This window comes from Flavobacterium antarcticum DSM 19726 (genome assembly GCF_000419685.1).
GTDB classification, from domain to species: domain Bacteria; phylum Bacteroidota; class Bacteroidia; order Flavobacteriales; family Flavobacteriaceae; genus Flavobacterium; species Flavobacterium antarcticum.
This window is the reverse complement of sequence record NZ_ATTM01000004.1, coordinates 222,424-248,987: the sequence shown is the minus strand read 5'-3', so window position 1 is coordinate 248,987 and position 26,564 is coordinate 222,424. Positions and strand designations below refer to the sequence as shown.

Sequence of the window (26,564 nt, the reverse complement as noted above, 5' to 3'; positions counted from 1 at the left end):
TATGGCTTATATAACTTTAGAAACTAAAAAGTTAGCAAATAATTTCAACCACTTAAACGATTTTTTCAAAAGCCACAATATTGATTGGAGTATTGTGACCAAAATTTTGTGTGGAAATAAAAAGTACCTGACCGAATTACTCAATTTAGGTATTAAACAATATTCGGATTCTAGAATTTCTAATTTGAAAATGATCAAGAATTTGGATCCCAATGCACAAACAATCTACATCAAACCTCCAGCGAAAGGAGTGATCGAAGAAGTGGTGACGTATGCAGATATTAGTATGAATACGGATTTTCATACTATTGAAATGCTTTCAGAAGAAGCAGTAAAGCAAAATAAAATTCACAAAATTATCATCATGATTGATCTTGGCGAATTGCGTGAAGGCGTAATGCGGGAGGATTTCGTTGATTTTTATGCCAAGGTTTTTGAAATGAAAAACATTGAAGTCGTTGGTTTGGGAACAAACCTGGCTTGTCTTTATGGTATAAAACCCAACAATGATAAGTTATTGCAATTGTGTTTGTACAAACAATTGATTGAGCTTAAATTTAATGTAACAATTCCATTTGTTTCGGGAGGTTCATCAGTTACAATTCCGTTAATCAAACAGGGATTATTGCCCAAGGATATCAATCATTTTCGCGTAGGCGAGACATTATTTATGGGAACGGATGCCTATAATAATTTGCCTTTTAAAAATATGGACAACGATATTTTCAAACTTTATGCTGAAATTATCGAATTGTATGAAAAACCATTGATTCCAATTGGAGAGTTGGGCACCAATCTTGAAGGAAATACGATGACATTTGACGAAAAAAACATCGGAAAGAGTTCTGTTCGTGCGATTATTGATATTGGATTGTTGGATATTGATATGAAGCATTTGGAAGCGACTGATGAAAATGTCAAACTCGCTGGAGCGACATCCGATATGGTTGTGCTGGATTTAGGTGAAAATTTGACCAACTTTAAAGTGGGCGACCAAATGGAATTTACCTTAGATTACATGGGAATTGTGCGAATCATGAACTCAAAATACATTGAAAAAAGAGTAGTTCATTAGATTTAAAAATTTCTTTCGTCTTTTTTAATATTTTCAAATTATCTTACAAAGTCGCAGAAATGCAGAGTGTATTTTTATCGATTTGCATTTCTGCGACTTTGCGAGAAAAATTAAACCGAAAATAGCGAGCGAAAATTTAATTCTACATTAGTAAAACCTTATAACTATTTTCTCTTTTAAGATTCTATCTTTGCACAAAAATTGCAAAAGTGAATTTAGAACAATATACCAAAGAATTTTCCTACAACTTTAAGTTAGCCTATCCAATTATTTTAGGAATGGTGGGACATACTTTGGTGGGAATTGTAGATAATATAATGGTGGGGAAATTAGGCCCAACCGAACTTGCTGCTGTTTCTCTAGGAAACAGTTTTGTTTTTATTGCCATGTCGTTGGGAATTGGTTTTTCAACAGCAATTACACCTTTAATTGCCGAAGCTGATGGTGCAAAAGATATTAAAGAAGGTCGAAGTATTTTTCAACACGGCCTTTTATTATGTACCGTTTTAGGAATTTCATTATTTACCATTATTTTCTTTTCAAAGCCTTTGATTGGTTATATGAATCAACCTGAGGAAGTGGTGGAAATGGCAAAACCATATCTTGATATTGTTGCGTTTTCTTTGATTCCCTTGATTATGTTCCAAGCATACAAGCAGTTCGCCGATGGAAAATCAGAAACTAAATACTCCATGTGGGCGACCATAATTTCGAACGCAGTCAACGTTTTATTAAATTTCTTATTGATTTATGGAATTTGGATTTTTCCAAAATTAGGAATTATCGGAGCTGCCGTGGGAACAATCGTCTCTCGAATTGTGATGTTAATTTACATGCACATGGCGCTAAAAAGTCGTGTGAAATTTGCTCCTTATTTTGAAAACTTCAGCTTTGCAGAAATTAGAAAAACTGCTTTAAAGAAAATCATTAATCTTGGAACACCATCTGCGATGCAAATGTTTTTTGAAGTGGCTTTGTTTACAGGAGCGGTTTGGCTTTCGGGAATGTTAGGAACTACTAGTCAAGCAGCAAACCAAATTGCGTTGAGTTTAGCATCCTTAACATTCATGTTTGCAATGGGATTAAGCGTTGCAGCAATGATTCGGGTTGGAAATCAGAAAGGTTTGCGCGATTATCCAAAATTACAACTCGTTGCTCGTTCCATATTTTTACTAGCGATTGTTTTGGAAATTTTCTTTGCGTTAATTTTCGTTTTATTCCATCAATATTTACCAGAATTTTTTGTCAGTACCGCACAAGATTTGAATTATGCTGAAAACCAAGAAGTGATTAAAATTGCATCGCATTTACTTTTAGTAGCCGCTATTTTCCAAATCACAGATGGAATCCAAGTGGTAATGTTAGGCGCTTTACGTGGATTACAAGACGTGAAAGTACCAATGTATCTTGCATTCGTATCGTACTGGATTATTGGTTTTCCAATTTCAATTTACTTGGGATTATATACCGATTTAGGTGCTGTGGGAATTTGGATTGGACTTTTAGCCGGACTTACAGCAGCCGCATTATTTTTGTATCTTCGCTTTGAAAAATTAACTAAAAAATTAATCGACACTCAAGCTTCTGCAGCAGTGTAAATCATAATCATACCATGGAATTACCAAAATTTTTATTAGGAGACAATACGGACTTCCCAGAAGACATCTTTGTTATTCATTTAGATTACCCGCGTTTTATTATCAATCTAAAAGATGATGAAGTGGAGTTTATAGAAGAAGACGAGGATTTAGACGAAGCTGAGTTAAATGCCGAAATGGAAAATTTAATCACTTTAGCAAACGCATTTTACGACCGAGAAATAGCTTTATACGAGGAGTAAAAAGTTATGCCACAGATTCAAAAGATTAAAATGATTATTTTGAGGAATTGGTTGATTTTTAGCTTTGGAAATATTACTCACTTCAAAATTTACGGTTTAACATTACCTACAAATAGAATCTGTGAAAATCTTTTTAATCAGTGACTAAAAAAATTTGTGTAAATCTGCGTAATTTGCGGTTAAACACTAACTATTAGAAGATAAAATCTTTGTAAATTATTTTAATCAGTGGCTAAAAAAATTTGTGTAAATCTGCGCAATTTGCGGTTAAACACTAAGGATTAGAAGATAAAATCTGTGAAAATCTTTTTAATCTGTGGCTAAAGAATTAGTGCAAATTCATGCTAATCTGTGTAAAACGACTATTTATTAAAATAATGTTCCAATAAAATTCTAGCAGCTGCAAATGGTGATAATTCATTATTTTGCACTGCTTTTTTGTTTTCGGCCAATAACTTTTTGATGGATAAATCATTGTAGAAATCATTTTTCAACTGTTCTTCAATCGTTTCCATCATCCAATATTGATTTTGTTCTTGGCGTTTTGCTTCGAAATAATGATTTTCAGTTGTCAATTCCAAGTACTTCGAAATCGTTTCCCAAACCACATCAATTCCCTCTTTTGTAATTGAACTACACATCGATACTTTTGGCATCCAACCAGAGTTTTTTGCAGGAAATAAATGCAAAGCTCTATTGAATTCCACTTTAGCAAGTTGTGATTTTTTCACATTATCGCCATCGGCTTTATTGATGACAATCGCATCTGCCATTTCCATAATTCCGCGTTTGATTCCTTGTAATTCATCGCCAGCGCCTGAAATTTTCAACAACAGAAAAAAGTCGACCATACTGTGAACGGCAGTTTCACTTTGACCTACACCAACGGTTTCAATGATAACGATATCAAAACCGCAAGCTTCACAAAGTGTAATCGTTTCGCGGGTTTTTCTTGCCACACCACCTAAAGTTGCACCCGAAGCTGAAGGTCGGATGTAAGCGTTTTTATCTTTTACCAATTCCTCCATTCGTGTTTTATCGCCCAAAATACTTCCATGCGAAATCGTACTACTTGGATCAACAGCTAAAACGGCAACTTTCTTGCCTAAGCTTGTCAGATAAGTTCCAAATGCTTCTATAAATGTACTTTTTCCTACACCAGGAACACCCGTAATTCCAATGCGGACCGACTTTTTAGAGTGAGGCAGACAAGCGTTTATTATGGTATTGGCTTTCGCCAAATGTTCAATGTTGGTGCTTTCCACTAAAGTGATCGCCCGACTTAAATCAGCCATATTGCCGGCTAATATTCCACTAATCAATTCATCTGCAGTCGGCTGTTTTCTGCGAAAGCGTTGAATAACTTCAACCGATTTTGCGTTGATAATTTCAGGTCCTGAAACGCCTTCTTTTTCGGATAACGCGGAGGTTTTTGGTGCAGAATTTTTCACTTAATAGATTTGAAAAGTAAAAGTAAGTAAAAGAGACAAGGTTTCAAAAAGAAGTCAGCAATTGTGAGGCCTCTATAAGTTATAAAAAACCGTTAAAAATTCGACAACCAATTTTATAGTAGTATTTTTGCACCCGAACTGGAGTTATGGAAAATATTATTTTAATTTTTGTCTGCTTACTAATTGGATTACTGCTGCAAAAAGTAAAGGATTTCCCGCAGGACAGCCACAAAGCACTCAATCAGTTTGTCATTTACATTTCACTTCCCGCACTTGCTTTATTTTACATTCCAAAAATAGAAATTAGTAGTGATTTACTTTATCCTTTGGCCGTGCCATGGATAGGTTTCGCATTTGCATTTCTTTTTTTCTCCATACTTGGAAAGAAGTTGGGTTGGTCTAAAAAACTCATCGGTTGTTTAGTTTTAACAGGAGGTTTAGGAAATACAGCATTCGTTGGTTTCCCTGTGATTCAAGCACTTTATGGAGAAGAAGGTCTGAAAACGGCAATCATTATTGACCAACCAGGAACTTTTGTAGTCTTGGCGACATTAGGTGTTTTAGTTGCTACTTATTATTCTCGAGGAACTGCAACTGCTTCAGTAATTATTAAGAAAATATTGGTTTTCCCGCCGTTTATAGGTTTTGCAATTGCCGCGGTAATGAATATTTTTCAATATGATTTCGTAAATGAATTGCAACCTGTATTTCAAAACCTTGGCTCCACAGTAACTCCAATCGCATTGATTGCTGTTGGACTCCAACTAAGCTTTGAACGAAAAAGCAAACATTGGAAATTTTTGACTTTAGGATTGGCTTTCAAACTTCTTATAACTCCAGCATTTTTCTGCATATTTTATATTTTTATTTTAGGTAAAAGCGGAGAAATTTTCGACATATCAATCATGGAATCAGCGATGGCGCCAATGATTACAGCATCAATATTAGCATCAACCCACGGTTTAAAACCAAAATTAAGCAGCATGATGATTGGATTTGGAATTCCACTTTCATTCGTAACGCTGGCATTTTGGTTTTGGATTTTACAGATATTTTAAATTTTTATGACAACAATAAATACAAATTCGTCGACTACTACAGGTGCCTTAGCTCAAAAAACGGTGTACCCGATATTATTTGCCGTGGCAATTGCGCATTTATTTAACGACCTTCTACAAGCGGTAATTCCGGCAGCGTATCCTATTTTGAAAGACAATTATAATTTGTCGTTTACACAAATTGGATTAATAACCTTGTCGTACCAACTTGCAGCATCTATTCTCCAACCATTAGTTGGATTATACACTGATAAGAAACCACAGCCTTTTTGGCAGATGTACGGAATGCTCTTCACTTTAGCTGGAATTGTAACTTTAGCGTATGCTTCAAGTTTTAATATTGTACTTGTCGCAGTAATTCTCGTTGGAATTGGTTCTTCCATTTTTCATCCAGAATCTTCACGAATTTCGTTTTTGGCTTCCGGAGGAAAAAGAGGTTTGGCACAGTCTATATTTCAATTGGGTGGAAATGCAGGAACTGCAATTGGACCTTTGTTAGTTGCATTTATAGTAGTTCCAAGATCGCAACATTATATTGTTTGGTTTGCATTAATCGCAATCGCAGCACTTTTTGTTTTGTATAGAATTGCATTTTGGTACCAAAACCACTTGATTCTACGAGCTAAAAAGAAATCAGATATCGTATTGCCAAATTTGAGCAAAACGCAAGTGTCAATGTCAGTAGTAATCTTGTTAGTATTGATATTTTCGAAGTTCTTTTACACCGCAAGTATTTCGAGTTATTTTACATTTTATTTGATGGATAAATTCCAACTTTCCATCCAAGACGCACAGTTTCACTTGTTCTGGTTTTTAGCGGCTTGTGCGGTAGGAACTTTAATTGGTGGACCTTTGGGAGATAAATTTGGTCGAAAATATGTGATTTGGTTTTCGGTCCTTGGAGCGGCACCATTTACACTTTTACTTCCTTATGTCGATTTATTTTGGACCGGAATTATATCTGTAATAATAGGAATGATCATTTCGTCTGCATTTCCAGCGATTTTGGTTTATGCTCAGGAATTATTACCTAAAAAACTAGGAATGGTTTCTGGCTTATTCTACGGCTTTGCTTTTGGAATGGGAGGATTAGGCTCCGCATTATTGGGTTCATTGGCAGATAAAACGAGCATCACTTACATTTACCAATTGTGTGCTTATTTACCTTTAATAGGTATCGTTGCTTTGTTTTTGCCGAATTTAAAGAAGAAATAATTATAGGTTGGTTCTAGTTTTTTTGGACAATTATAATTAGGATGTAGTTTTACATGGTCTCGCAAAGACGGAGAGACGCAAAGAAAAAACACCCAAAGCTTTGCGTCTTCGCGCCTTTGCGAGATTAAATTCTTAACTTTGTTTAACCTTAAAATTTAGTTAGACATTTTTCGATAATAATTTTAAATATGAATCACATAACAATTTCGCATGAAATTATTGAGAAACTGACTCAAATTGTCGGTTCGAATTATATTTTTACAGATGAAGAAACACGTAAAAACTACGGTCACGACGAAACTGAAGACTATAATTTTCCACCCGCTGTTTTAATTAAGCCTGCAAATACTGCTGAAATTAGTGCGATTCTAAAATTAGCAAATCACCATTTAATTCCTGTAACGCCAATTGGTGGTCAAACCGGCTTGAGTGGTGGTGCGTTATCCATTCACCAAGGAATTGGATTAGCGATGGAACGTTTGAATAAAATCATTGAAATTGATGAGAACAATCTACAAGTAACCGTTGAACCAGCTGTAATTACTCAGATATTGCGAGAAGCGGTTGCGGAAAAAAACTTGTTTTATCCGCCTGATCCTAGTTCACAGGGAAGTTGCTGGATTGGTGGAAACGTCGCTGAAAATGCTGGTGGCGCTCGAGCTGTGAAATATGGCGTGACGAAAGATTATGTTTTGAATTTAGAAGTGGTTTTGCCTTCCGGCGAAATTATCTGGACGGGAGCGAATACCTTAAAAAATTCGACAGGTTATAATTTGACGCAATTGATGGTTGGCAGTGAAGGAACGTTAGGCGTGATTACTAAAATTGTGATGAAGTTATTGCCCAAGAATTCACATACTATTTTAATGTTGGTTCCTTTTTTTAATGCGAATCAAGCGTGTGAGGCTGTCGCCAAAATTTTTCACGCGGGAATTGTTCCTAGTGCTTTAGAATTTATGGAACGGGACGCCATTAATTGGACGCTTCGTTACGTTGATGGAGTGAATATTGAAATTAAAGATGAAATTCAAGCGCACTTACTAATTGAAGTGGACGGAAATTATCCGGAGATTTTATTCAGCGAAGCTGAAAAAATTAGTGTGGTTTTAGAGCAATTTGAAATTGACGAAATTTTATTCGCCGATACTGAAGATCAGAAAAATGCATTGTGGAAATTGCGACGTGCTGTTGGCGAAGCTGTTAAATCAAATTCAATTTACAAAGAAGAAGATACGGTTGTTCCAAGATATGAATTGCCAAAACTACTTGCTGGAATTAAAGAAATTGGAAGTAAATATGGTTTCAGATCAGTTTGTTACGGTCATGCTGGAGATGGAAATCTGCATGTCAATATCGTCAAAGAAGAGATGACAGATGAAAACTGGAACACTGAAATTCCAAAAGGCATTCGTGAAATTTTTGAATTAACCGTTTCATTAAATGGAACTCTTTCTGGTGAACACGGAATTGGTTATGTTCAAAAAAACTACATGGATATAGCGTTTTCAAAAGTGCAAATAGATTTGATGCGTAGTATTAAAAAAGTGTTCGATCCCAATACTATTTTAAATCCTGGTAAAATTTTCCCTGATAGATGATGAGCAAAATAAAGATAGATCCATTCGTTTACGCCATTGTTTCCGCTGTTTTATTGGCTTATTTAATTCCGTTTTTTGGAGATAAAGCACTAGTAAAACCTGTCTTAATGGCGGTAAGTAGTGTTGGAATTTCATTGATTTTCTTCTTTTACGGGTTGAAATTGAATTATACGATAATTAAAGAGGTCATTAAAAACTGGCGTGTGCATTTGATTGTTCAAGCGGCGACGTTTATTTTATTTCCGCTTATTGTTTTACTTTTTTATCCATTCATTAAAACCGATACCGCACATACTTTATGGCTTGCCGTGTTTTTTCTCGCCGTATTGCCTTCGTCCGTTTCCGCTTCAGTTGTAATGGTTGCGGTTGCAAAAGGAAATGTTCCCGCCGCCATTTTTAACGCAAGTATTTCTGGGATTATTGGAATTTTGATTACGCCAATTTGGATGAGTTACTTCATTGCAGTTGAAACCATGGAATTTGATTTTAGTGAAATCTATTTCAAATTGGTTACGGAAATAATCGTACCGCTCATTTTAGGAATTTTATTGCAACGCTATTTTGGTGGATGGGCAATTCGAAATTCGGCGAAAATCAGTATGTTTGATAAGTCGATTATTCTATTGATTGTATTCAAAAGTTTTTCAGAATCTTTCTTGGAAGGCATATTTAACACAATAGGAATTTGGGATATGGCCATTTTAGCCTTGGCGGTAATAACACTTTTTTGGTTGGTGTATTACATCATTAAATATGTTTGTTTCCGACTCAACATCAACCGAGAAGACAGCATCGCGATTCAATTTTGTGGATCGAAAAAGTCCTTAATTCACGGAAGTGTCATGTCTAAAATTATGTTTGCAAACTTGCCATTTGTAGGAATCATGCTTTTGCCATTAATGTTATTTCACGGGTTCCAAATTGTGTTTGTCAGTTTTATCGCCGCTAAAAAAGCAAAAGAAATTGAATAATATACGACAAATGACGTATTGATTTGCTCGTTGCTTCACCTTATATTTACTGGAGTGAATAACGCCTGTTTTCACCTTATTTTTAATTTGTTAATAAGTAAACAAGCAATTATTGTTTCTTCACTTGAATAAAATAATACTACTAAAACAATGAAATTATCAGTTGAAATTTATTAGGATTTGGGGATACTAAAATCAACTGAGCTAATTTGAAAGTTGAAAGACTTTTTTAATTTTAAGGATTTGTTTTTAAGTGGAAAACCATCAATTTATTGATGGTTTTTTTGTGTTTGCTATTTATATTAATCCGAATCCACTGCAAAAGAAGCGTTTATAATTTGTTAATTTACATTCGCATTCCGAATAGGTAAGCGATAAAACGCTTATATTTGCCCACTTAATTCCACAGGCAGAAAATTCTATTTATGAAGTTTGACTTATTAGCAAAAGATCCCCAGTCCAAAGCACGAGCGGGAAGTATTACTACAGATCACGGTGTTATTGAAACGCCTATTTTTATGCCTGTTGGGACGGTTGCATCCGTAAAAGGTGTACACCAACGTGAACTAAAAGAGGAAATTAATCCCGATATTATTTTAGGGAATACGTATCATTTGTATTTGCGTCCGCAAACTGAGATTCTTGAAAAAGCCGGTGGATTGCATAAATTTATGAATTGGGACCGACCAATTTTAACGGATTCTGGTGGATATCAAGTGTATTCTCTTTCGGCAAATCGGAAGATTAAGGAAGAAGGAGTGAAGTTTAAATCGCATATTGACGGTTCTTATCATTTTTTCACGCCTGAAAACGTGATGGAAATTCAACGAACCATTGGAGCGGATATTATCATGGCTTTTGATGAATGTACGCCATATCCTTGCGATTATAAATATGCACAACGTTCCATGAAAATGACGCACCGTTGGCTGGACCGTTGCATCAATCATTTGGACACATTGCCTTATAAATACGGGTACGAACAAACTTTTTTTCCTATTGTTCAAGGAAGTACGTATAAAGATTTAAGAAAACAATCAGCGGAATATATTGCAAATTCAAACCAACAAGGAAACGCAATTGGTGGACTTTCAGTAGGAGAACCTGCGGAGGAAATGTACGGAATGACGGAAGTAGTTTGCGAAATTCTTCCTGAAGACAAACCGCGTTATTTGATGGGTGTTGGAACGCCTATAAATATTCTTGAAAATATCGCTTTAGGTGTGGATATGTTTGATTGTGTGATGCCAACGCGTAATGCAAGAAACGGTATGTTGTTTACCTCACAAGGGACAATAAATATTAAAAACAAAAAGTGGGCAGATGATTTTTCGCCAATAGATGCTATGGGCCATACTTTTGTAGATACAGAATACACCAAAGCGTATTTGCGTCATTTATTTGCTGCAAATGAATACTTAGGAAAGCAAATTGCAACGATTCACAACCTTGGATTTTATATGTGGTTGGTTCGTGAAGCAAGAAAACATATTATTGCAGGTGATTTTAGAACCTGGAAAGAAATGATGGTAAAACAATTGGGTCAACGACTTTAAGACTAGAGCAGTTTACGAATGCATATAATTGACAAATATATTTTAAAGCGATATCTTGGTACTTTTAGTGTCATGCTTTTGCTGTTTATACCCATCGGAATTGTTATTGATGTTTCTGAAAAGGTCAATAAAATGCTGCAAAATAAAGTGCCTTTTGGTAAAATTGCGCTTTATTATTTAGATTTCACGGTATACTTTGCCAATTTGCTGTTTCCAATATTTTTGTTTTTATCGGTGATTTGGTTTACGTCAAAATTAGCGAACAACACGGAAATCATTGCTATTTTAAGTTCAGGAATTTCATTTACACGTTTTTTACGACCTTACATAATTGGTGCTTCAATCGTATCTGTGTTCTCACTTTTGATGGGATTTTTCTTAGTACCAAAAGCAAGTGAAGGATTCAACAATTTCAGGTACATGTACTTGAAGGGAAACGGAAGAAATAACATGCGTCAAAGTTCCGACGTTTTTAGACAATTAGATGATAGAACATACCTTTATGTAGGCAGTTTTAACCAAGAAAATAAAACAGCGTTTCATTTCTCGTTGGAAAAATTCAAAGCAGACAATACGTTGGATTTCAAAATTTCTGCACAACGAATTAAATGGAGTGAAGAAGACAGTACCTATACTATGTTTGGTTACAACAAGCGAAAAGTGGGCGTTTTAGATGATAAAATTGAAGTACTGGCTAAAAAAGATACACTTTTTACATTCGATTTAGAAGATTTGACACCAACTGTCTACGTCGCAGAAACCCTTTCCCTCGGAGAATTAAACAAGTTTATAGACAAGGAACGCGAACGTGGATCGTCCAATATCAATACGTATTTAGTGGTTTTATATAAAAAATACAGTATTCCAGTTTCTGCATTTATTTTAACCATTATCGCGGTCGCAGTTTCTTCTATGAAACGACGAGGCGGAATGGGAATGAATTTAGCCATCGGAATTGGACTCGCATTTACCTTCATCTTTTTTGATAAAATATTTGGCGTCTTAGCCGAAAAATCAAGTATTCCGCCAATGTTAGCGGTTTGGATTCCCAATTTAAGCTTTGGTCTTTTAGCAATCTACTTACTCAATAATGCAAGAAAATAATTATTTAAAAAGCTACTTAAACCTCCATTTCATCGTTTTTATTTGGGGTTTTACGGCAGTTCTAGGCGCGTTAATTACAGTTGGCGACACTTCATTGGTTTGGTACCGAATGGGTTTAGCAGGCGTTTTTTTACTTTTATACCTGGTTTATAAAAAGCAATCCATTCGACTTCCGATGAAATCGGTGGTGAAACTTGTATTGGTTGGTTTTCTAATTGCCATTCACTGGATTTATTTTTTTAAAGCGATAAAAGTTTCCAATGTCGCCATTACATTGGCTATGTTTTCAATGGGTTCCTTTTTTGCTTCTATTTTAGAACCGTTAATCTACAAAAGAAAAGTCTTGTGGTATGAAGTTTTATTCGGATTAATAATTGTAGCCGGATTATTCATCATCATGCAGGTGGAGATAAAATATTTAGAAGGAATTATATATGCTTTATTCTCCGTGTTTATTGGTGTATTGTTTACGCTTTTTAATGGGAAACTCATTCAGCAGCACGATTCGACGGTGATTACGGTCTACGAATTTTTCGCTGGATTTCTATTTGTTTCCGTGTATCTACTATTCGACAGCAAATTTGATGCAGCATTCTTTCAACTTTCAGGAAATGATTGGATGTTAGTCCTACTTTTGGCTTCCATTTGTACCGCTTATGCTTTTACCGCTTCAGTTCAGGTAATGAAACGTTTATCGCCTTACACGGTGATGCTTACGACAAATTTAGAGCCTGTTTACGGAATTTTATTAGCCTATTTTATCATTGGTGAAGACGAAAAAATGAGTATGCCGTTTTACATTGGTTCCGTTATAATTTTGATTACCGTTATTCTAAATGGTGTTATTAAAAATAGGATTAAAGGCAAAGAGCAGCTCGAATGATTGCGAAATTTTTGCAATAGCGAAAGAAATTTTCAAATTTTTAATTCACAGAAATATCTTTCGTTCCCCGTTTTATATTTTATCTTTGTACTTCTAACAAAACTAACAAACGCACAAACCCTATGGAATATTTAGATTTTGAGCTTCCTATAAAAGAACTTGAGGATCAATTGGACAAATGTCAAATTATTGGTCTGGAATCGGACGTAGATGTTTCCAACACCTGCAAACAAATTGAAAAGAAATTAGAAGAAACCAAGAAGAAGATCTATAAAAATCTTACGGCTTGGCAACGAGTTCAACTTTCAAGACACCCGAATCGTCCGTATACGATGGATCACATCAAAGCATTATGTGGCGATACATTCCTAGAACTTTTTGGAGACAGAGGGTTTAAAGACGATAAAGCAATGGTGGGTGGCTTAGGGAAAATTGGCGGACAATCGTTTATGATTGTGGGCCAACAAAAAGGATACAATACGAAAACGCGTCAATTCCGTAATTTTGGGATGGCAAATCCGGAAGGATACCGTAAAGCATTGCGATTGATGAAAATGGCGGAGAAGTTTAATATTCCTGTTTTAACTTTAATTGACACTCCTGGAGCTTATCCAGGTTTAGAGGCGGAAGAACGAGGACAAGGAGAAGCGATTGCTCGAAACATATTTGAAATGATGCGTCTAAAAACGCCTATTGTTACTGTTATCGTTGGCGAAGGAGCTTCTGGTGGTGCGTTGGGAATTGGTGTGGGAGACAAAGTTTTGATGATGGAAAACACGTGGTATTCCGTTATTTCTCCTGAATCTTGTTCGTCTATTCTTTGGAAAAGTTGGGAATACAAAGAGAAAGCGGCTGAAGCTTTAAAACTAACTTCTACCGATATGAAAAAACAGAAATTAGTAGACGATATTATTCCAGAACCGCTTGGTGGTGCTCATTACGATCGTGAAACTGCATTCAAAAATGTAAAGGAATATATTTTGAAATCGTACGATGAATTGAAAGATTTATCAACAGTTGATCTTATCGACCAAAGGATGGATAAATACAGTAAGATGGGTGAATTTAAGGAGTAATTTCTTACAAACATATTTTAAATCCGTCTCGTGAAGCAATCCACTATGAGACGGATTTTTTTTGGCTTATTAACAATTTTAGGTTAGTTGTCAACAATTTAGAATGACAACTCATTCCATTTAATTTTTTATTTTTAGTTACATTCGCAGTATGGAAAATATCAGAAATATGAACCCGGTACGAGTAGATAAAACTACCATTATCAATTTGGAAAAAGGAAAACTCCCGCCACAGGCTCTGGATTTAGAGGAAGCGGTTTTAGGAGCGATGATGATTGACAAAAAAGGGGTAGATGAAGTGATTGATATTTTGCAACCTGATGCATTCTACAAAGACGCTCACAAACATATTTTTGAAGCAATTGTTCAGTTATTCACAGATACACAGCCTATTGACTTATTAACAGTTTCAGCACAGTTAAAAAAGAACGCAAAACTTGATTTAGCAGGTGGTGACTTTTACCTCATTCAGCTGACGCAAAAAATCTCTTCTTCCGCACATATTGAGTTTCATTCACGCATTATTTTGCAGAAATTCATTCAAAGAAGTTTAATTAAAATTTCTTCGGAAATTATTGAAGAGTCGTATGACGAAAGTACGGATGTATTTGATTTGCTTGATAAAGCAGAATCTAAATTATACGAGGTAACCCAAGGAAATATCAAACGAAGTTCAGAAACGGCTCAAAGTTTAGTAATCCAAGCGAAAAAAAGAATTGAAGAAATTGCTGGGAAAGAAGGGTTAAGTGGTGTGGCTACTGGTTTTGAGTTGCTAGACAAAGTAACTTCTGGATGGCAACCAAGTGATTTAATTATTATTGCCGCTCGTCCTGGTATGGGTAAAACGGCGTTTGTACTTTCGATGGCGCGAAATATTGCAATTGATTTTGGTCATCCGGTAGCGCTGTTCTCTTTAGAGATGTCTTCCGTTCAGTTGATTACTCGTTTGATTTCTTCGGAAACGGGTTTGTCTTCAGAGAAATTGAGAACAGGTAAATTAGAAAAACACGAGTGGGAACAATTAAGTATCAAGGTAAAAAATCTTGAGAAAGCACCACTTTATATTGATGATACGCCTTCACTTTCTATTTTTGATTTACGTGCTAAGTCGAGACGTTTGGCTTCGCAATACGGAATCAAATTAATTGTAGTCGACTATTTGCAATTAATGACAGCTGGTGGAAATGGTAAAGGTGGCGGAAATAGAGAGCAAGAAATTTCAACAATTTCGCGAAATTTAAAGGCTTTGGCCAAAGAATTAGCCGTTCCTGTAATTGCACTTTCCCAATTGTCACGTGCGGTGGAAACACGTGGATCGAGTAAGAGACCTTTGCTATCGGATCTTCGGGAATCGGGTGCGATTGAGCAAGATGCCGATATTGTATCCTTTATTTACCGACCTGAATATTACAAAATTGATGAATGGGACGACGACGAACATTCACCAACAGAAGGTCAAGCCGAATTTATCATTGCAAAACACCGTAACGGTAGTTTGGAAAATATCCGATTGAAATTTATTGGAAATTTAGGTAAGTTTGACAACCTTGAAAGTTATGGTGAAGGATATGATGATTTACCGTCAAAAATGAATTTGGACGATCAAAATCCATTTACAACACCACGAAGTTTACCGTCTCCGAACGAGGCTTTTGGTAGTAGTTCGAACAATTACGACGACGACAGCGACGTTCCTTTTTAATGACTTATAAATCCGCTTTTAGCGGATTTTTTTATGATTCGTTTTCCGTTAATTCTGCTATCTTTGAAATAAAAACGGAAAATGTCTTTTAAAAACTCATTGTATCTTCTTTTCTTGCTGTGTACGATTTCCGTAAAAGCCGGTTTTATATTGGTTCCAATGGACGAAACGACACAACAAAATCACCTAAAGGCGTACGGAATTACGTATTGGGCTTTAGAGAAACAGTACAAAGTCAGCTGGCTACTGAATTACCGTGGCGGTTCTTTTCTACTTCCAGACGCGACAGAAATTCGGAAAGAGTGTCAGATTCGGGGCGTTAGTTTTGAACCCATTTCTGATGCAGAAACCAATTCTATTTTAAACGAAATTTCGAGTCCTTCACAAAATATGGAAGCGGTAGTTTTAGAGCGAACTCCTAAAATTGCAGTCTACACGCCAAAAGGGAAACAACCTTGGGACGACGCGGTTACACTCGTTTTAACATATGCTGAAATTCCGTTTACACCAATATACGATGAAGAAGTTTTAGAAGATAAATTGATTTTATACGATTGGTTGCACTTGCACCATGAAGACTTCACCGGTCAATACGGAAAGTTTTTTGGTGCTTATAAAAATACGCCTTGGTACATTGAACAAAAAAAAGCAGCTGAAGCTTTGGCTACAAAATTGGGTTACAATAAGGTTTCCGAAGAGAAATTGGCTGTAGCCAAAAAAATACGTGATTTTGTAATTGGTGGTGGATTTATGTTTGCCATGTGTTCTGCAACGGATAGTTTTGATATTGCTTTAGCCGCTGATGGTGTTGATATATGCGAACCTATGTTTGATGGCGATCCAAGTGAAGGAAACTACCAATCTAAAATTGACTACCGCAGAAGCTTTGCTTTCAAAGATTATATTTTAGAAAGAAATCCCAATACGTACGAGTTTTCCGATATTGATATGACCACGAAACGTAAGATTCCGATGGAAAAAGATTACTTCACCTTAATGGATTTTTCGGCAAAATGGGATTTTGTGCCAAGTATGTTGTGTCAAAATCACACGCAATTGGTCAAAGGTTTTATGGGACAAACGACTTCTTTCGATAGTAATTTAGTAAAGTCAAATGTCTTAATAATGGGAGAAAGTCAGTATAATGGCGAAGCGCGTTATATTCACGGACAAATTGGTAAAGGATTTTTTACTTACTTTGGCGGTCATGATCCAGAGGATTATCAACATAGAGTAGGCGATGAACCAACAGTTCTAGATTTGCATCCAAACTCACCTGGATACCGATTAATTTTAAATAACGTACTGTTTCCTGCAGCGAAAAAGAAAAAACAGAAGACGTAGTTTGGATAATTTCAGTTAAATTGTGAAGGATTATTGGTACTGTAATCTTTTTTGATCATATCTTCAGAAAAGTTTGTTACTTGCTTGGAGACTAATACAATAATTGCAATAACGCTTTAGTTAGGTAGTTCAATATTCTTATTCATGTAGCATGTCTTATAATAACACTCTACTGTAACGGTTTCTTTTTCTTCTTTCTAGCAATAAACCAAATAAGTGCAATAGTAGCAAGTGCCATAATAATATAGATAGAAAATTGAGCAAACAAGTATCCCGCTTTATAGCCTAATGCATACGCTTTGTCTTCTTCTACAAATTGACTCACGGGTTCTAAAAGATCGAAATCTAGCGAATCGAAAAATCGATTTTGGCTGACATTATTTTTTTTAACTTTGTCGTAGTAGCAGATATTAATTAGATCATTACCAATTATGAAAGTATGCATTTCGTAGAACGGCTTTTCATCTGAGTCATAGAAAATTGATTTGTATCCAATTAAATGTCCGAATTTAATTTCTTCTGCTTTTACTGTTTCTGCTCCAATTCCTTTTACGGTCCCTCTGCTAACGCCTTCATAATATTTAATCAATGATTCATGATCGGATGGTAATTGTTGACTAATTGATACATGACTATTATCCAAAGGCAATTTTTGTAAGATATAGGTAGAAGTTCCTACCGTAGTGTATAGCTGTTTTAATTTTATTCCCTCATTAATCGTATCAAACAACCGAACATCTTCACTGGGAAATTTCAGTACAATGCTATCCATTTCGTATTCAAACCACTCCGCATCTTGTGCATTTGTTGCAATAGAACTTAAAAATAAAAAACAAGTAAGAAGGAGAGATCTAGTGAAAGTTAATAAGTTCATAGGATATTTTAGACATTTAAGAAAACGATTATTTTATTTGTCAAATATAAAGGATTCTGGTATAAGGCGATCACTTATTTTAACTAAAAGCATAGACTATTCAGCGAAACTTTCTAGTTTATGAACAATGACAACTCATTACTTCTTTGTTCAATTTAGGATTATTTTAGCAAACTTAAAAGGTAACAAACCCAATAAAAGCAGTACTTTTGCCGGTCAAAAAAAAATCAAATTATGAAAAAAGTTTACATTTTATTGATGGCAGTTGCATCATCATTCTCATTTGCACAAGAATCGATCTCATTTGAAAGTTCAGAAGGATATGCTTTAGGAACTCTTCATGGACAAAATGGATGGGAAGTTACTCAAGGCAGCGACGGTTTAATCCAAAATCAAGTAATAACGAATGAACAAGCATCTACCGGAACATTTTCTTTTAAAAATGCACATGAGCCAAGTTTTGACGAACAATGGTTTCCAATTTTTGGAGCAGTAAAAACGTTTGCAACACCATTAGACCATACAAATCTGACGTTTTCTTACGACGTAAAAGCTTCAGCTAAAAATGGTGCTGACTTTGAATTTGTACTATATTCAATTGATGCTGACGACGAATTTACTCCCGTAGCAGGTGTTGGAATTGAAAACAGAGGTTATATTTATTTAATTAAAAACGATTCATACGGTTTTGACTATGCAGAAGCAGAATGGACACCAAATGTTTGGGTTAATATTAAAATAGAAATATCTGCTGTTGAAATTAAATATTATGTAAATAATGTTCTACAGAACACCATTGCAAACTTTACGCAACTTGATGTTTTAGGTTTTAATATGTTGCATAACAATTATGGTAATGATGCTTATTACGACAATTTCGTGATCACTTCAAATAATCTAAATATAAATCCTTTTGAGTCAAATAGCGTAGCCGTATATCCAAATCCTGCTACTGATTTAATTTCAATTGCAGGACCAACGGATACTCAAATTAGTCAGATTTCTATTTATAATGTGAGAGGACAAGAAGTTTTGAAAACAAATGTGACACAAAATATCAATGTGAGTGAGTTGACAGCAGGAACTTATTTTTTAAAAGCGACCAGCACGAATGGAGCTACTTTGACAAAGAAAATTATTAAAAACTAATAAATTCTACTTATTATTAATAGAGAAGCCTCTTTTTAGAGGCTTTTTTTGTGCTGAATATTTGCTGCAAAATTTTGAAATTAACTTCTAAGGAAGAATTAATAATATCTCGAATTATTTAATTATTTAAAATATGTAAACTATTCCGTATTGAGTCAATAAAAAAGTCCCAACTTCTCTCGAAATTGGAACTTTTAAAAAAACAATAAAAGATTTTATTTATTATTATCGATCACATAATCCAATACTTTTTTCATTAAATGTACACGGTCTTTTCCGCCAACATTGTGTTTGTGCATTGGATATGGAAAGAAATCCATTTGTTTTTCTGCCTCGATAAATTTCTTCACTAAAGCAAAATTATGTTGCATAACAACTACGTCATCAACAGTTCCGTGAATTAACAGTAATTTACCTTCAAGGTTTTTTACATAATTCAATGTGTTTGCTTCATCAAAACCTTTTTGGTTTTCCGCTGGCATATCCATATAGCGTTCGCCATACATCGCTTCGTAATATTTCCAGTCGGTTACTGGACCACCGGCAACTCCTGTTGTAAATGTGCCAGGCTTTCTCAACATTAAAGATGTAGTCATGAAGCCACCAAAACTCCAACCGTGAACGGCTAAGCGATTTCCATCTACATAAGGTAGCGATTTCAAATAATCGACACCTTTTATTTGATCATCGATTTCATGAACTCCTAAGCGACCGTGAATAATACTTTCAAAAGCAAAACCTCTATTTTCAGAACCGCGATTATCAACAGTGAAAATTAAATAGCCTTGTTCTGCCATCCAATACATCCATAGACTCGCACCATCTAAATATGAATTAGTAATCAGTTGAGCATGTGGACCACCATAAACGTACACTAAAACAGGATACTTTTTAGCAGCGTCGAAGTTGGAAGGTTTAATTAATCGCGTTACTAAATCAGTTGTTCCGTCTGCTGCTTTAATCGTTTTGATTTCTGAAGTACCCATTTTGTAATCCTTGTACTTGTTCGTACTTTCTACTAAAACAGTTTCTTTTAATTTTGAATCAACCAACAAAGATTTTGATTGTGTAGAATGATTTGAATATTCGTCGAAGAAGTAATTCCCGTCAGAACTTAGAGCAACAGTGTGCGTTCCATCTGTTTTTGTTAGCAACGACTGTTTTCCTTTTAAATCAACTTTATAAGCCAAAGTGTTCATTGCATTTGGTCCCGTTGCTTCAAAATAAATTTCTGTTCCTTTTGTATTGCTTCCTAAAATTGATTTGATTACAAATTTATTCGAAGTCAGTTGTTTGATTAATTTCCCTTCGATAGAGTAGTAGTACAAGTTTTGGAACCCATCCTTTTCGCTGGACCACACAAAATTATTGGAAGTTTTACTTGGGAAAAAAGCGGGTTTTTCTGGTTCAACCCATCGTTCGTTTTTCTCATTGATCAATGTTCGGATGAACGTACCTAGTTTTGCATCATAAAGATTCATTGACATATTGTTTTGCTCACGATTTACCTCTGCAATCAACACATATTTTTCGTCTGGTGACCAAGCTAAGTTGGTTAAGTAAGCATCAACAGCTCCTTTTGGCGTAATAAATAAAGTTTCTTTGGTGGCTAAATTGTAAATCCCAACGCGTGGTTTTTCACTTTTTTGACCAATCATAGGATACTTGATACTCATCAATTTACCAGGTGTTTCTGTAATGTCCAATAAAGGGTAATCAGCTACTTCTGTTTCATCCTTTTGGTAAAAAGCAATAAAGGACGATTTTGGAGACCAGAATATACCTCCTGAAATACCAAATTCACTTCTCGCATACGTTTGACCGGATACAATTCCTGAATTCGTTTCTGCAGTTACGGCAACTTTTATATTGTTTTTGTCAATAAAATAAAGATTATTTTCTTCTGTAAAAGCCACTAAATCTTTTGCGTTATTTAATGTGGAATTTGCTGCACCATCAGGAGTCGTAGCAAGTAAATTGCCTTTTTTAGTAGTAAAATTATAAGCGTAATATTTAGAACCATCCGTTAAAATAAAGGTAGAAGCATCTTTCCACTCCATTCCCCAGAAACTTCTAAAATCTGCTTTTAGTACTTCATTTAAATCTGAAAGCGAAACCAGTTCGGTTCCTTTTGTGTCGTTAGGATTCGCAATCATTAATTTGCGTCCTAATTCTTCAAAATAAACAAATTTATTCGTTTCAGGAATCCAATGAAAACCGAGTACTTGATCTGGTCGAAAGGCTCGGTATTGTTGCATGACACCATCTTCTAATGTCAACTCTTTTGTTTGCCCAAAAGCAGCTACAATGAAAAAGAAGCTTACAAAGGCGATTAGATTTTTATTCATTTTTTACTTTTTTGATATAAAAGCAAATGTAATAAAAAGGGTTTGTTTGTAAACTACTTTACCGCATTCTTAACAAGAAAGGGAATCGATTGCTCTATTTTTGAAATTATTCGATAACGCTATCTTCAACCCGAAGTGTTGGTGCAGTAACGATAATAGTAGCTGGAGTGACAGTTGGAGCAATCAAAGGTTGGATTGGAATTAAAACTTCCGTGACCCATTTAGAAGGACTTTTCTCACTTGAGGCGTTTACAGCATAAATATCAACGTATTTTAAAGCGGTATTTCTGTTGATTTTATTTTCGGACAGATAAAGCATTGCTTTTTTAACTGCTTCATCTCTATGCGAATAATCGCCTTTCAGTATTGTTTTTAAAGCAGTAAAAGGCTGTAATTTTTCAATACTAACATCACTAGGATCTGAAACGAAAATTTCCTCTTTTAAAGGTCCACATACTGAAAATGTTATACTCTTGTTTGCCAAGTCGCTACTTTCATAGATCACAAATGGCTTTCCGTTCATTTGCAGGTTCCCATTTTTGAAAAACTTATCCATTTTTTGCAACATAGAAGTGATTTTAGAGTTCATATCTTGCACTTTTACCGTGGCAGATTGTTTCACATAATAAACACTGTCCATTTTTACTTCACCAACTACTTCAACGGAAAAATCTCGAATTTCCTTTGTGATAATTGCGTTTACATTATTCAAACTATTTTGAAACATTTTTCCAATAAACAATTCCACACCACCATTTAAAGCAGCTTTTATCTTGGTTTTAAAATCAGCTGATCCTTGAACAATCCAGTTTAATTTTGTTCCTCCAATAGAATCCTTTAAGGTAAGAGTAGATTTTGAAGTTTTATTATCTACAACTAACTTTTGCGAAATACTATCGTTTTCTCTTACAAAAAGGGATTGTACTTGTCCTTTTTCGCTTCCATTTTGCCAAGAAAAAGAACCACCTTCGCCAACAGTGTTTTCGGGAAAGTTGAATTTTAGATCATCACGGTTGGAATCTAAATCAAGCCACTGATCCCAATTTCGGTAATCATTTACATAATTAAAAACCACTTCTTTGGGTACTTTAATAAAAGTGGAACGTTTAATTGTGTAGTCGCCATTTTGGGTCGCGATGTAAACTGAGATTCCTACAAAAGCCAAAAGAAGAAGTAAGAATATATATTTAATTATTTTCATAAAGTAAGTTGAATAGCACTGTAAAGTTAGAAATTATATTTAAAATAAAGAATATTATGAAATGAATTATTAAATGAAGTTCCTGTTCATAATGTTTAGTAATTTCATAACATAATACAGTACGTTCATAACATTTAGTTTGTACAAGACTGATAAATTTGTCTCTTTAAACTTTCAATATAATAAACTTCAAAAATGGGAGCTAAAGTCAGAAAATTTTACAAGATTGGTAATCATTACGTAGGAACGCATCGAATTTTCGTTTCGTTAATCATGCTTTTTGTTTACTTGGTTTTTACAGTATTTTATTTTCAATAGTTGTATTAATTAAAGTACAATAATTATTTTCTCATTTAAATTAAGTAAAAATGTATAGTTTTGCTTACTACTTAATTGTTTAAATGATGCTTAGAAAACTACTCGTACTTTGGATTATATTTTTTTTATATGCTCCAAAAAATTACGGCCAACAAAAGCAAATCGATAGTTTAAAAATTTTATTACAGCAGTACGAATCTAAAAATTCCTCAAAACGCTTTTCAGCTGCTGATTCCACGAAAGTACAATTACTTGAGTTATTAAGTGACTATACTTTTGACACGCAACCCGATGTTTCTCTAGCCTACACACGAAAAGCACTCCAACTTTCCAATACCATTCATTACAGTAAAGGAATCTTGTACAACAACTATATATTGGGAATGTATTATTCCAATACGGGCGATTATTTGTTGGCTTTAAAACACTTAAAAACGTGTGATTCAGTAGCTAAAAGATTTAAGAATAAAATTCAAATCGCCAATATATCCAACGAAAAAGGAATCGTTTATTCCAAGATGAGCAACTATCCTGAGGCTACAAAACATACGCTAGCAGCTCTAAATTACTATGAAAAGTTAGGTGATTTGCAGATGTATGGAAATGGTTTGATCAATATGGGTATTTTATACAAACATCAAAATAAATTTGACAAGGCATTTGAATACTACGAGAAAGCCCTTAAAGTTTATGATAAAGTGGATAAAGATGCGGCTCATTTTGCGAAAGCCGCCATTTATTCAAATATGGGTCAAGCGTATTTGAAGATGGGAAATAAGGAAAAAGCGATTGAAGCCATTAATCAGTCGCAAGTTTTTGCATCAAAAGCAGGAAGTCCTTATTTAAACGCAGAAAATAGTCATACGTTAGCGGCAACATTTTTTAGAAAAAAAGACTATAAGAAAGCTATTTACTATTATGAAAAAGCGTTGCAAAGCTATGATTCCATCAATGACAAGTCGGGTATTTCTAAGACGAAGATTCATTTGGGATCTGCATTTTTTTCGGATCAGCAAACCGCAAATGCTTTTAAATATAACGCAGAAGGTTTAGCTTTAGCAAAAGCAATACAAAACCTAGAATGGCAAAAAGATGCGTATGAAAATCGAGCAGAAATGTTTGTCAAACAAAATAATTTCAAAGCCGCTTTTGAAAATCAGGTATTATTCAAGCAGATTAATGACTCAATGTTTAATGCGAGTCAAGCTAAAAAAATAACTGAAATGCAAATGCAATATGGATTCGACCAATTGCAACAGAAAAGTGAAAACCTACAGAAACAGAAAATAGCGAAGCTGAATAATGAAGCAAATCGATTACGTTTTATAAGGAATGGAGCTATTGGGTTTTCAATCGTACTTTTACTCTTGTTTGGAATTATCTTTTATAATTTGCAAAAGGTAAAAAAACAAAGAAAAGTAATTAACCTGCAAAAAGCGGAATTGGAAACAAAGAACCAACGCATTCAAGATACCTTGTCAGAGAAGGAAGTGCTTTTAAAAGAGATTCACCACCGCGTGAAAAACAATCTGCAAATTGTGTCCAGTTTACTAAATATTCAAGCACAGAACATTAGTGACGTTAAAGTGTTAGAAAGCATTAAAGAAGGACAATCTCGGGTACAAGCGATGAGTTTGATTCACCAAAATCTATATCAATCAGAAGAATTAGATGCGATAAATATTGAAAATTATTTGCAACAACTTACCGCTTATTTGCGTGATATATTTGCCGGAAAAAGTAAGGACATTAGTGTTTCTATTGAAACATCAGAATTGTATTTTGATATTGACACTGCAATTCCACTTGGGTTAATTGTCAACGAGTTGGTGTCAAATGCCTTTAAATATGCGTTCGCAGAAACTGAAAAAGGAATGATTACGATTTCTATTGATTCTGTTGATGGAGCTGATTATCAACTAACCGTTAAGGATAATGGTAGAGGTTTGCCGGATGATTTTCAAATAAAAAACAGCAAATCATTAGGATTGAAATTAGTAACAATTTTGAGCCGGCAACTTCGCGGATCAATGGTTTTTACTACGCTAAATGGGTCCATATTCACAATCAAGTTTAAGGACTTAAAAGTGTTTAATTCTTTGCGACATTCGAATTCGTTTACTCAATAAATAATGTTAGATTTGCTATTGAATAATATTTTAGTAGTAATGATAGATGTTTTAATTGTAGAAGATGAGCTTATAATTGCCGAAGATATTGCAATAAATTTGGAAAATGCAGGCTATAATGTGGTTGGCATTGCAATTGATTTTGACGAAGGTGTTGCGGCAATCAAACTACATCAACCGGATTTAATACTATTGGATATTAATTTAGCAGGTCGCAAAACAGGGCTTGACTTAGCGAAATACATTAACGACGAGTTTGAAATTCCATTTATTTTCACAACCTCTTATACAGATTCAAGTACGTTAAGTGAAGCTAAAAAGTTAAAACCCATAAACTATTTAGTAAAGCCTTTTCAAAAGGAACAGCTGTTTACGGCCATAGAAATTGCAGATTTTAAAACAAAAAATCCCGATAAAACAGAAGTACAAGACGAAAGCGAAGAGCAAGTTTTCTTTATAAAAGACGATATTTTTATTAAGGATAAACTCAAATATACGCGACTGAATTTAGATAAAATCTTATATGTAAAATCAGAAGGTAATTATCTTGAAATCCATACGGAAGAACTAAAACCTTTCCTGATCCGTTCTACAATGCATACGTTTCTGACTGAAATTAACCGAAAAAATTTCCTGCAAACGCATAAGTCTTACATCATAAATTTAGACTACTTGACTAAATTTGAAATGCCTTTTGTAACCATACAAGAAATTAAAATTCCGATTACAAAAAACTACTCCGACGAATTATTAAAAAGATTTCGAGTAATTTAATAGTGCAAACAATATTTCGTACCAAATAAGCCCTACTTCGTCACAAATAATAAAAGACTTTAGCAGCTATTGCTACTTTTGAAGAATCAAAGCGAACAATAACTTACCTGCCTAAATTCTAAGATGTATGAAATTTTCAATTGTAGATAAAATTATTCGAATAGTAATTGGAATTACTGGTTTACTAATTTATGCGACACAAGTATTTCATAAGGAGCTACTCGAACTTAGTTCGGGTATTTTAGGGATTGTGGCGTTAACAACAGTATTATTTGATTTTTGTCCCATCTATTATATTTTTGGCATTAAAAAAACAACTGTACGGAAAAAGAAACAACGCTTTTACTAAAACTTATTGTGAAAGAAGGTTCTTAATAGCTAACAAATTCAAGTCGGTTGAAACCAAATTAAGAACTACATTTTTAAGCAAATCGTCAAATTCAAATGCAGTTTCCCAATACTGTAATTTTTTGTCGTTGTCAAATAAATTCCGAATTTCCTTTACACGTTTTATAGTTTCAGAAGCATTTCGCAAATGCAAATTCTCTTGGTCTGAAATGCCTTTATGATTGTATTGCACTGTTTTTTCTGCGAAATTAACTTCGATATAGTATAATTTTTCTACTTCATTAATCGAGTGGAAGTGGCTCCATTTTGCAAATCCAATTTTTGTTCTTGAAGGATCTGAAGAATTGGTTTGTAAGCGCCATTTGCAGTTTGCTGCACGACCCCAATGGTCTGATTTTCGGTAAACGCCTTCGTTCGTAAAAATGTAGGAACTACCTGATTTACTCACGTAATTCATCGTTAAATGTTCAATTTCGGAAGCCATAACTTCATTGAAAATGCAAAAAGTATATTTGTGAAAATTGTATTTATTGTAGCTCTTCATTGCACA

The 26,564-nt window shown here is 34.6% G+C and carries 22 protein-coding genes; 17 read left to right on the top strand and 5 right to left on the bottom strand.

All coding sequences use genetic code 11. The features are described from left to right. The first annotated feature begins 1 nt into the window (after position 1). The 3 genes from YWA_RS0108460 (at position 2) to YWA_RS0108450 (ending at position 2,915) form a co-directional block, all read left to right on the top strand. Positions 2-1,075, top strand: a complete 1,074-nt coding sequence (locus YWA_RS0108460) for an alanine racemase (protein WP_022828081.1) — start codon at positions 2-4, stop codon at positions 1,073-1,075. Between the two features lie 209 nt (positions 1,076-1,284). Further along, a complete protein-coding gene (locus tag YWA_RS0108455; RefSeq protein WP_022828080.1) occupies positions 1,285-2,673 on the top strand; it encodes an MATE family efflux transporter in 1,389 nt (462 codons plus the stop codon). Positions 2,674-2,687: 14 nt separating this feature from the next. Further along, positions 2,688-2,915, top strand: coding sequence for a hypothetical protein (locus tag YWA_RS0108450; RefSeq protein WP_022828079.1), 228 nt, complete (start codon positions 2,688-2,690; stop codon positions 2,913-2,915). A gap of 362 nt (positions 2,916-3,277) precedes the next feature. Here the strand turns inward: YWA_RS0108450 and meaB are convergent, their stop codons facing one another. Then, on the bottom strand, positions 3,278-4,366 hold the full coding sequence (meaB, locus tag YWA_RS0108445) for a methylmalonyl Co-A mutase-associated GTPase MeaB (RefSeq protein ID WP_022828078.1): 1,089 nt from the start codon (positions 4,364-4,366) through the stop codon (positions 3,278-3,280). A 146-nt stretch (positions 4,367-4,512) separates the two neighbouring features. Here meaB and YWA_RS0108440 point away from each other — a divergent pair, with 146 nt between their 5' ends. The 10 genes from YWA_RS0108440 to YWA_RS0108390 all read left to right on the top strand — a co-directional run bounded on the left by YWA_RS0108440 (position 4,513) and on the right by YWA_RS0108390 (position 16,873). Further along, positions 4,513-5,424: an AEC family transporter gene (locus tag YWA_RS0108440; RefSeq protein WP_022828077.1), complete on the top strand. Its 912-nt coding sequence runs from the start codon at positions 4,513-4,515 to the stop codon at positions 5,422-5,424. A gap of 6 nt (positions 5,425-5,430) precedes the next feature. Then, positions 5,431-6,639, top strand: coding sequence for an MFS transporter (locus YWA_RS0108435; RefSeq protein ID WP_022828076.1), 1,209 nt, complete (start codon positions 5,431-5,433; stop codon positions 6,637-6,639). A 188-nt stretch (positions 6,640-6,827) separates the two neighbouring features. Next, the gene (locus tag YWA_RS0108430; protein WP_022828075.1) at positions 6,828-8,237 is read left to right on the top strand and encodes an FAD-binding oxidoreductase; all 1,410 of its coding nucleotides are present in this window, start codon (positions 6,828-6,830) and stop codon (positions 8,235-8,237) included. Beyond that, a complete protein-coding gene (locus tag YWA_RS0108425; protein ID WP_022828074.1) occupies positions 8,234-9,208 on the top strand; it encodes a bile acid:sodium symporter family protein in 975 nt (324 codons plus the stop codon). The genes YWA_RS0108430 and YWA_RS0108425 overlap by 4 nt, the downstream gene beginning before the upstream one ends. A 425-nt stretch (positions 9,209-9,633) precedes the next feature. Continuing rightward, positions 9,634-10,764, top strand: a complete 1,131-nt coding sequence (tgt, locus tag YWA_RS0108420) for a tRNA guanosine(34) transglycosylase Tgt (protein ID WP_022828073.1) — start codon at positions 9,634-9,636, stop codon at positions 10,762-10,764. Positions 10,765-10,782: 18 nt separating this feature from the next. Next, positions 10,783-11,868 (top strand): LptF/LptG family permease, encoded by a 1,086-nt coding sequence (locus YWA_RS0108415; protein ID WP_022828072.1) that lies wholly within the window; start codon positions 10,783-10,785, stop codon positions 11,866-11,868. Next, positions 11,855-12,751, top strand: coding sequence for a DMT family transporter (locus YWA_RS0108410; protein ID WP_022828071.1), 897 nt, complete (start codon positions 11,855-11,857; stop codon positions 12,749-12,751). The genes YWA_RS0108415 and YWA_RS0108410 overlap by 14 nt, the downstream gene beginning before the upstream one ends. A gap of 122 nt (positions 12,752-12,873) precedes the next feature. Continuing rightward, positions 12,874-13,827, top strand: a complete 954-nt coding sequence (locus tag YWA_RS0108405; protein ID WP_022828070.1) for an acetyl-CoA carboxylase carboxyltransferase subunit alpha — start codon at positions 12,874-12,876, stop codon at positions 13,825-13,827. Positions 13,828-13,978: 151 nt separating this feature from the next. Beyond that, positions 13,979-15,529: a replicative DNA helicase gene (gene dnaB / locus YWA_RS0108400; RefSeq protein ID WP_022828069.1), complete on the top strand. Its 1,551-nt coding sequence runs from the start codon at positions 13,979-13,981 to the stop codon at positions 15,527-15,529. Between the two features lie 81 nt (positions 15,530-15,610). After that, entirely contained in the window at positions 15,611-16,873 is a 1,263-nt protein-coding gene (locus YWA_RS0108390) for a hypothetical protein (protein ID WP_022828067.1), read from the top strand. A gap of 169 nt (positions 16,874-17,042) precedes the next feature. Here the strand turns inward: YWA_RS0108390 and YWA_RS0108385 are convergent, their stop codons facing one another. Further along, entirely contained in the window at positions 17,043-17,645 is a 603-nt protein-coding gene (locus YWA_RS0108385) for a hypothetical protein (protein WP_157505319.1), read from the bottom strand. A 336-nt stretch (positions 17,646-17,981) separates the two neighbouring features. Between YWA_RS0108385 and YWA_RS0108375 the strand changes: the two genes are divergently transcribed. Beyond that, positions 17,982-18,896, top strand: coding sequence for a T9SS type A sorting domain-containing protein (locus tag YWA_RS0108375; protein ID WP_022828064.1), 915 nt, complete (start codon positions 17,982-17,984; stop codon positions 18,894-18,896). 215 nt (positions 18,897-19,111) lie between these two features. Here YWA_RS0108375 and YWA_RS0108370 read toward each other — a convergent pair whose 3' ends face one another. Together YWA_RS0108370 and YWA_RS14820 are read right to left on the bottom strand one after the other, a co-directional pair. Continuing rightward, positions 19,112-21,244: a S9 family peptidase gene (locus tag YWA_RS0108370; RefSeq protein WP_022828063.1), complete on the bottom strand. Its 2,133-nt coding sequence runs from the start codon at positions 21,242-21,244 to the stop codon at positions 19,112-19,114. Positions 21,245-21,350: 106 nt separating this feature from the next. Beyond that, positions 21,351-22,445, bottom strand: coding sequence for a transcriptional regulator (locus tag YWA_RS14820; protein ID WP_022828062.1), 1,095 nt, complete (start codon positions 22,443-22,445; stop codon positions 21,351-21,353). A 401-nt stretch (positions 22,446-22,846) separates the two neighbouring features. Between YWA_RS14820 and YWA_RS0108355 the strand changes: the two genes are divergently transcribed. The 3 genes from YWA_RS0108355 to YWA_RS0108345 all read left to right on the top strand — a co-directional run bounded on the left by YWA_RS0108355 (position 22,847) and on the right by YWA_RS0108345 (position 26,015). Beyond that, positions 22,847-24,892, top strand: coding sequence for a tetratricopeptide repeat-containing sensor histidine kinase (locus YWA_RS0108355; protein WP_022828060.1), 2,046 nt, complete (start codon positions 22,847-22,849; stop codon positions 24,890-24,892). Between the two features lie 3 nt (positions 24,893-24,895). Continuing rightward, the gene (locus YWA_RS0108350) at positions 24,896-25,666 is read left to right on the top strand and encodes a LytR/AlgR family response regulator transcription factor (RefSeq protein WP_022828059.1); all 771 of its coding nucleotides are present in this window, start codon (positions 24,896-24,898) and stop codon (positions 25,664-25,666) included. 127 nt (positions 25,667-25,793) lie between these two features. Next, positions 25,794-26,015: a YgaP family membrane protein gene (locus YWA_RS0108345; protein ID WP_022828058.1), complete on the top strand. Its 222-nt coding sequence runs from the start codon at positions 25,794-25,796 to the stop codon at positions 26,013-26,015. 3 nt (positions 26,016-26,018) lie between these two features. Here the strand turns inward: YWA_RS0108345 and YWA_RS0108340 are convergent, their stop codons facing one another. Continuing rightward, complete coding sequence (locus YWA_RS0108340; protein WP_026718684.1) at positions 26,019-26,558, bottom strand: hypothetical protein; 540 nt, start codon at positions 26,556-26,558, stop codon at positions 26,019-26,021. Between the last annotated feature and the right edge of the window lie 6 nt (positions 26,559-26,564).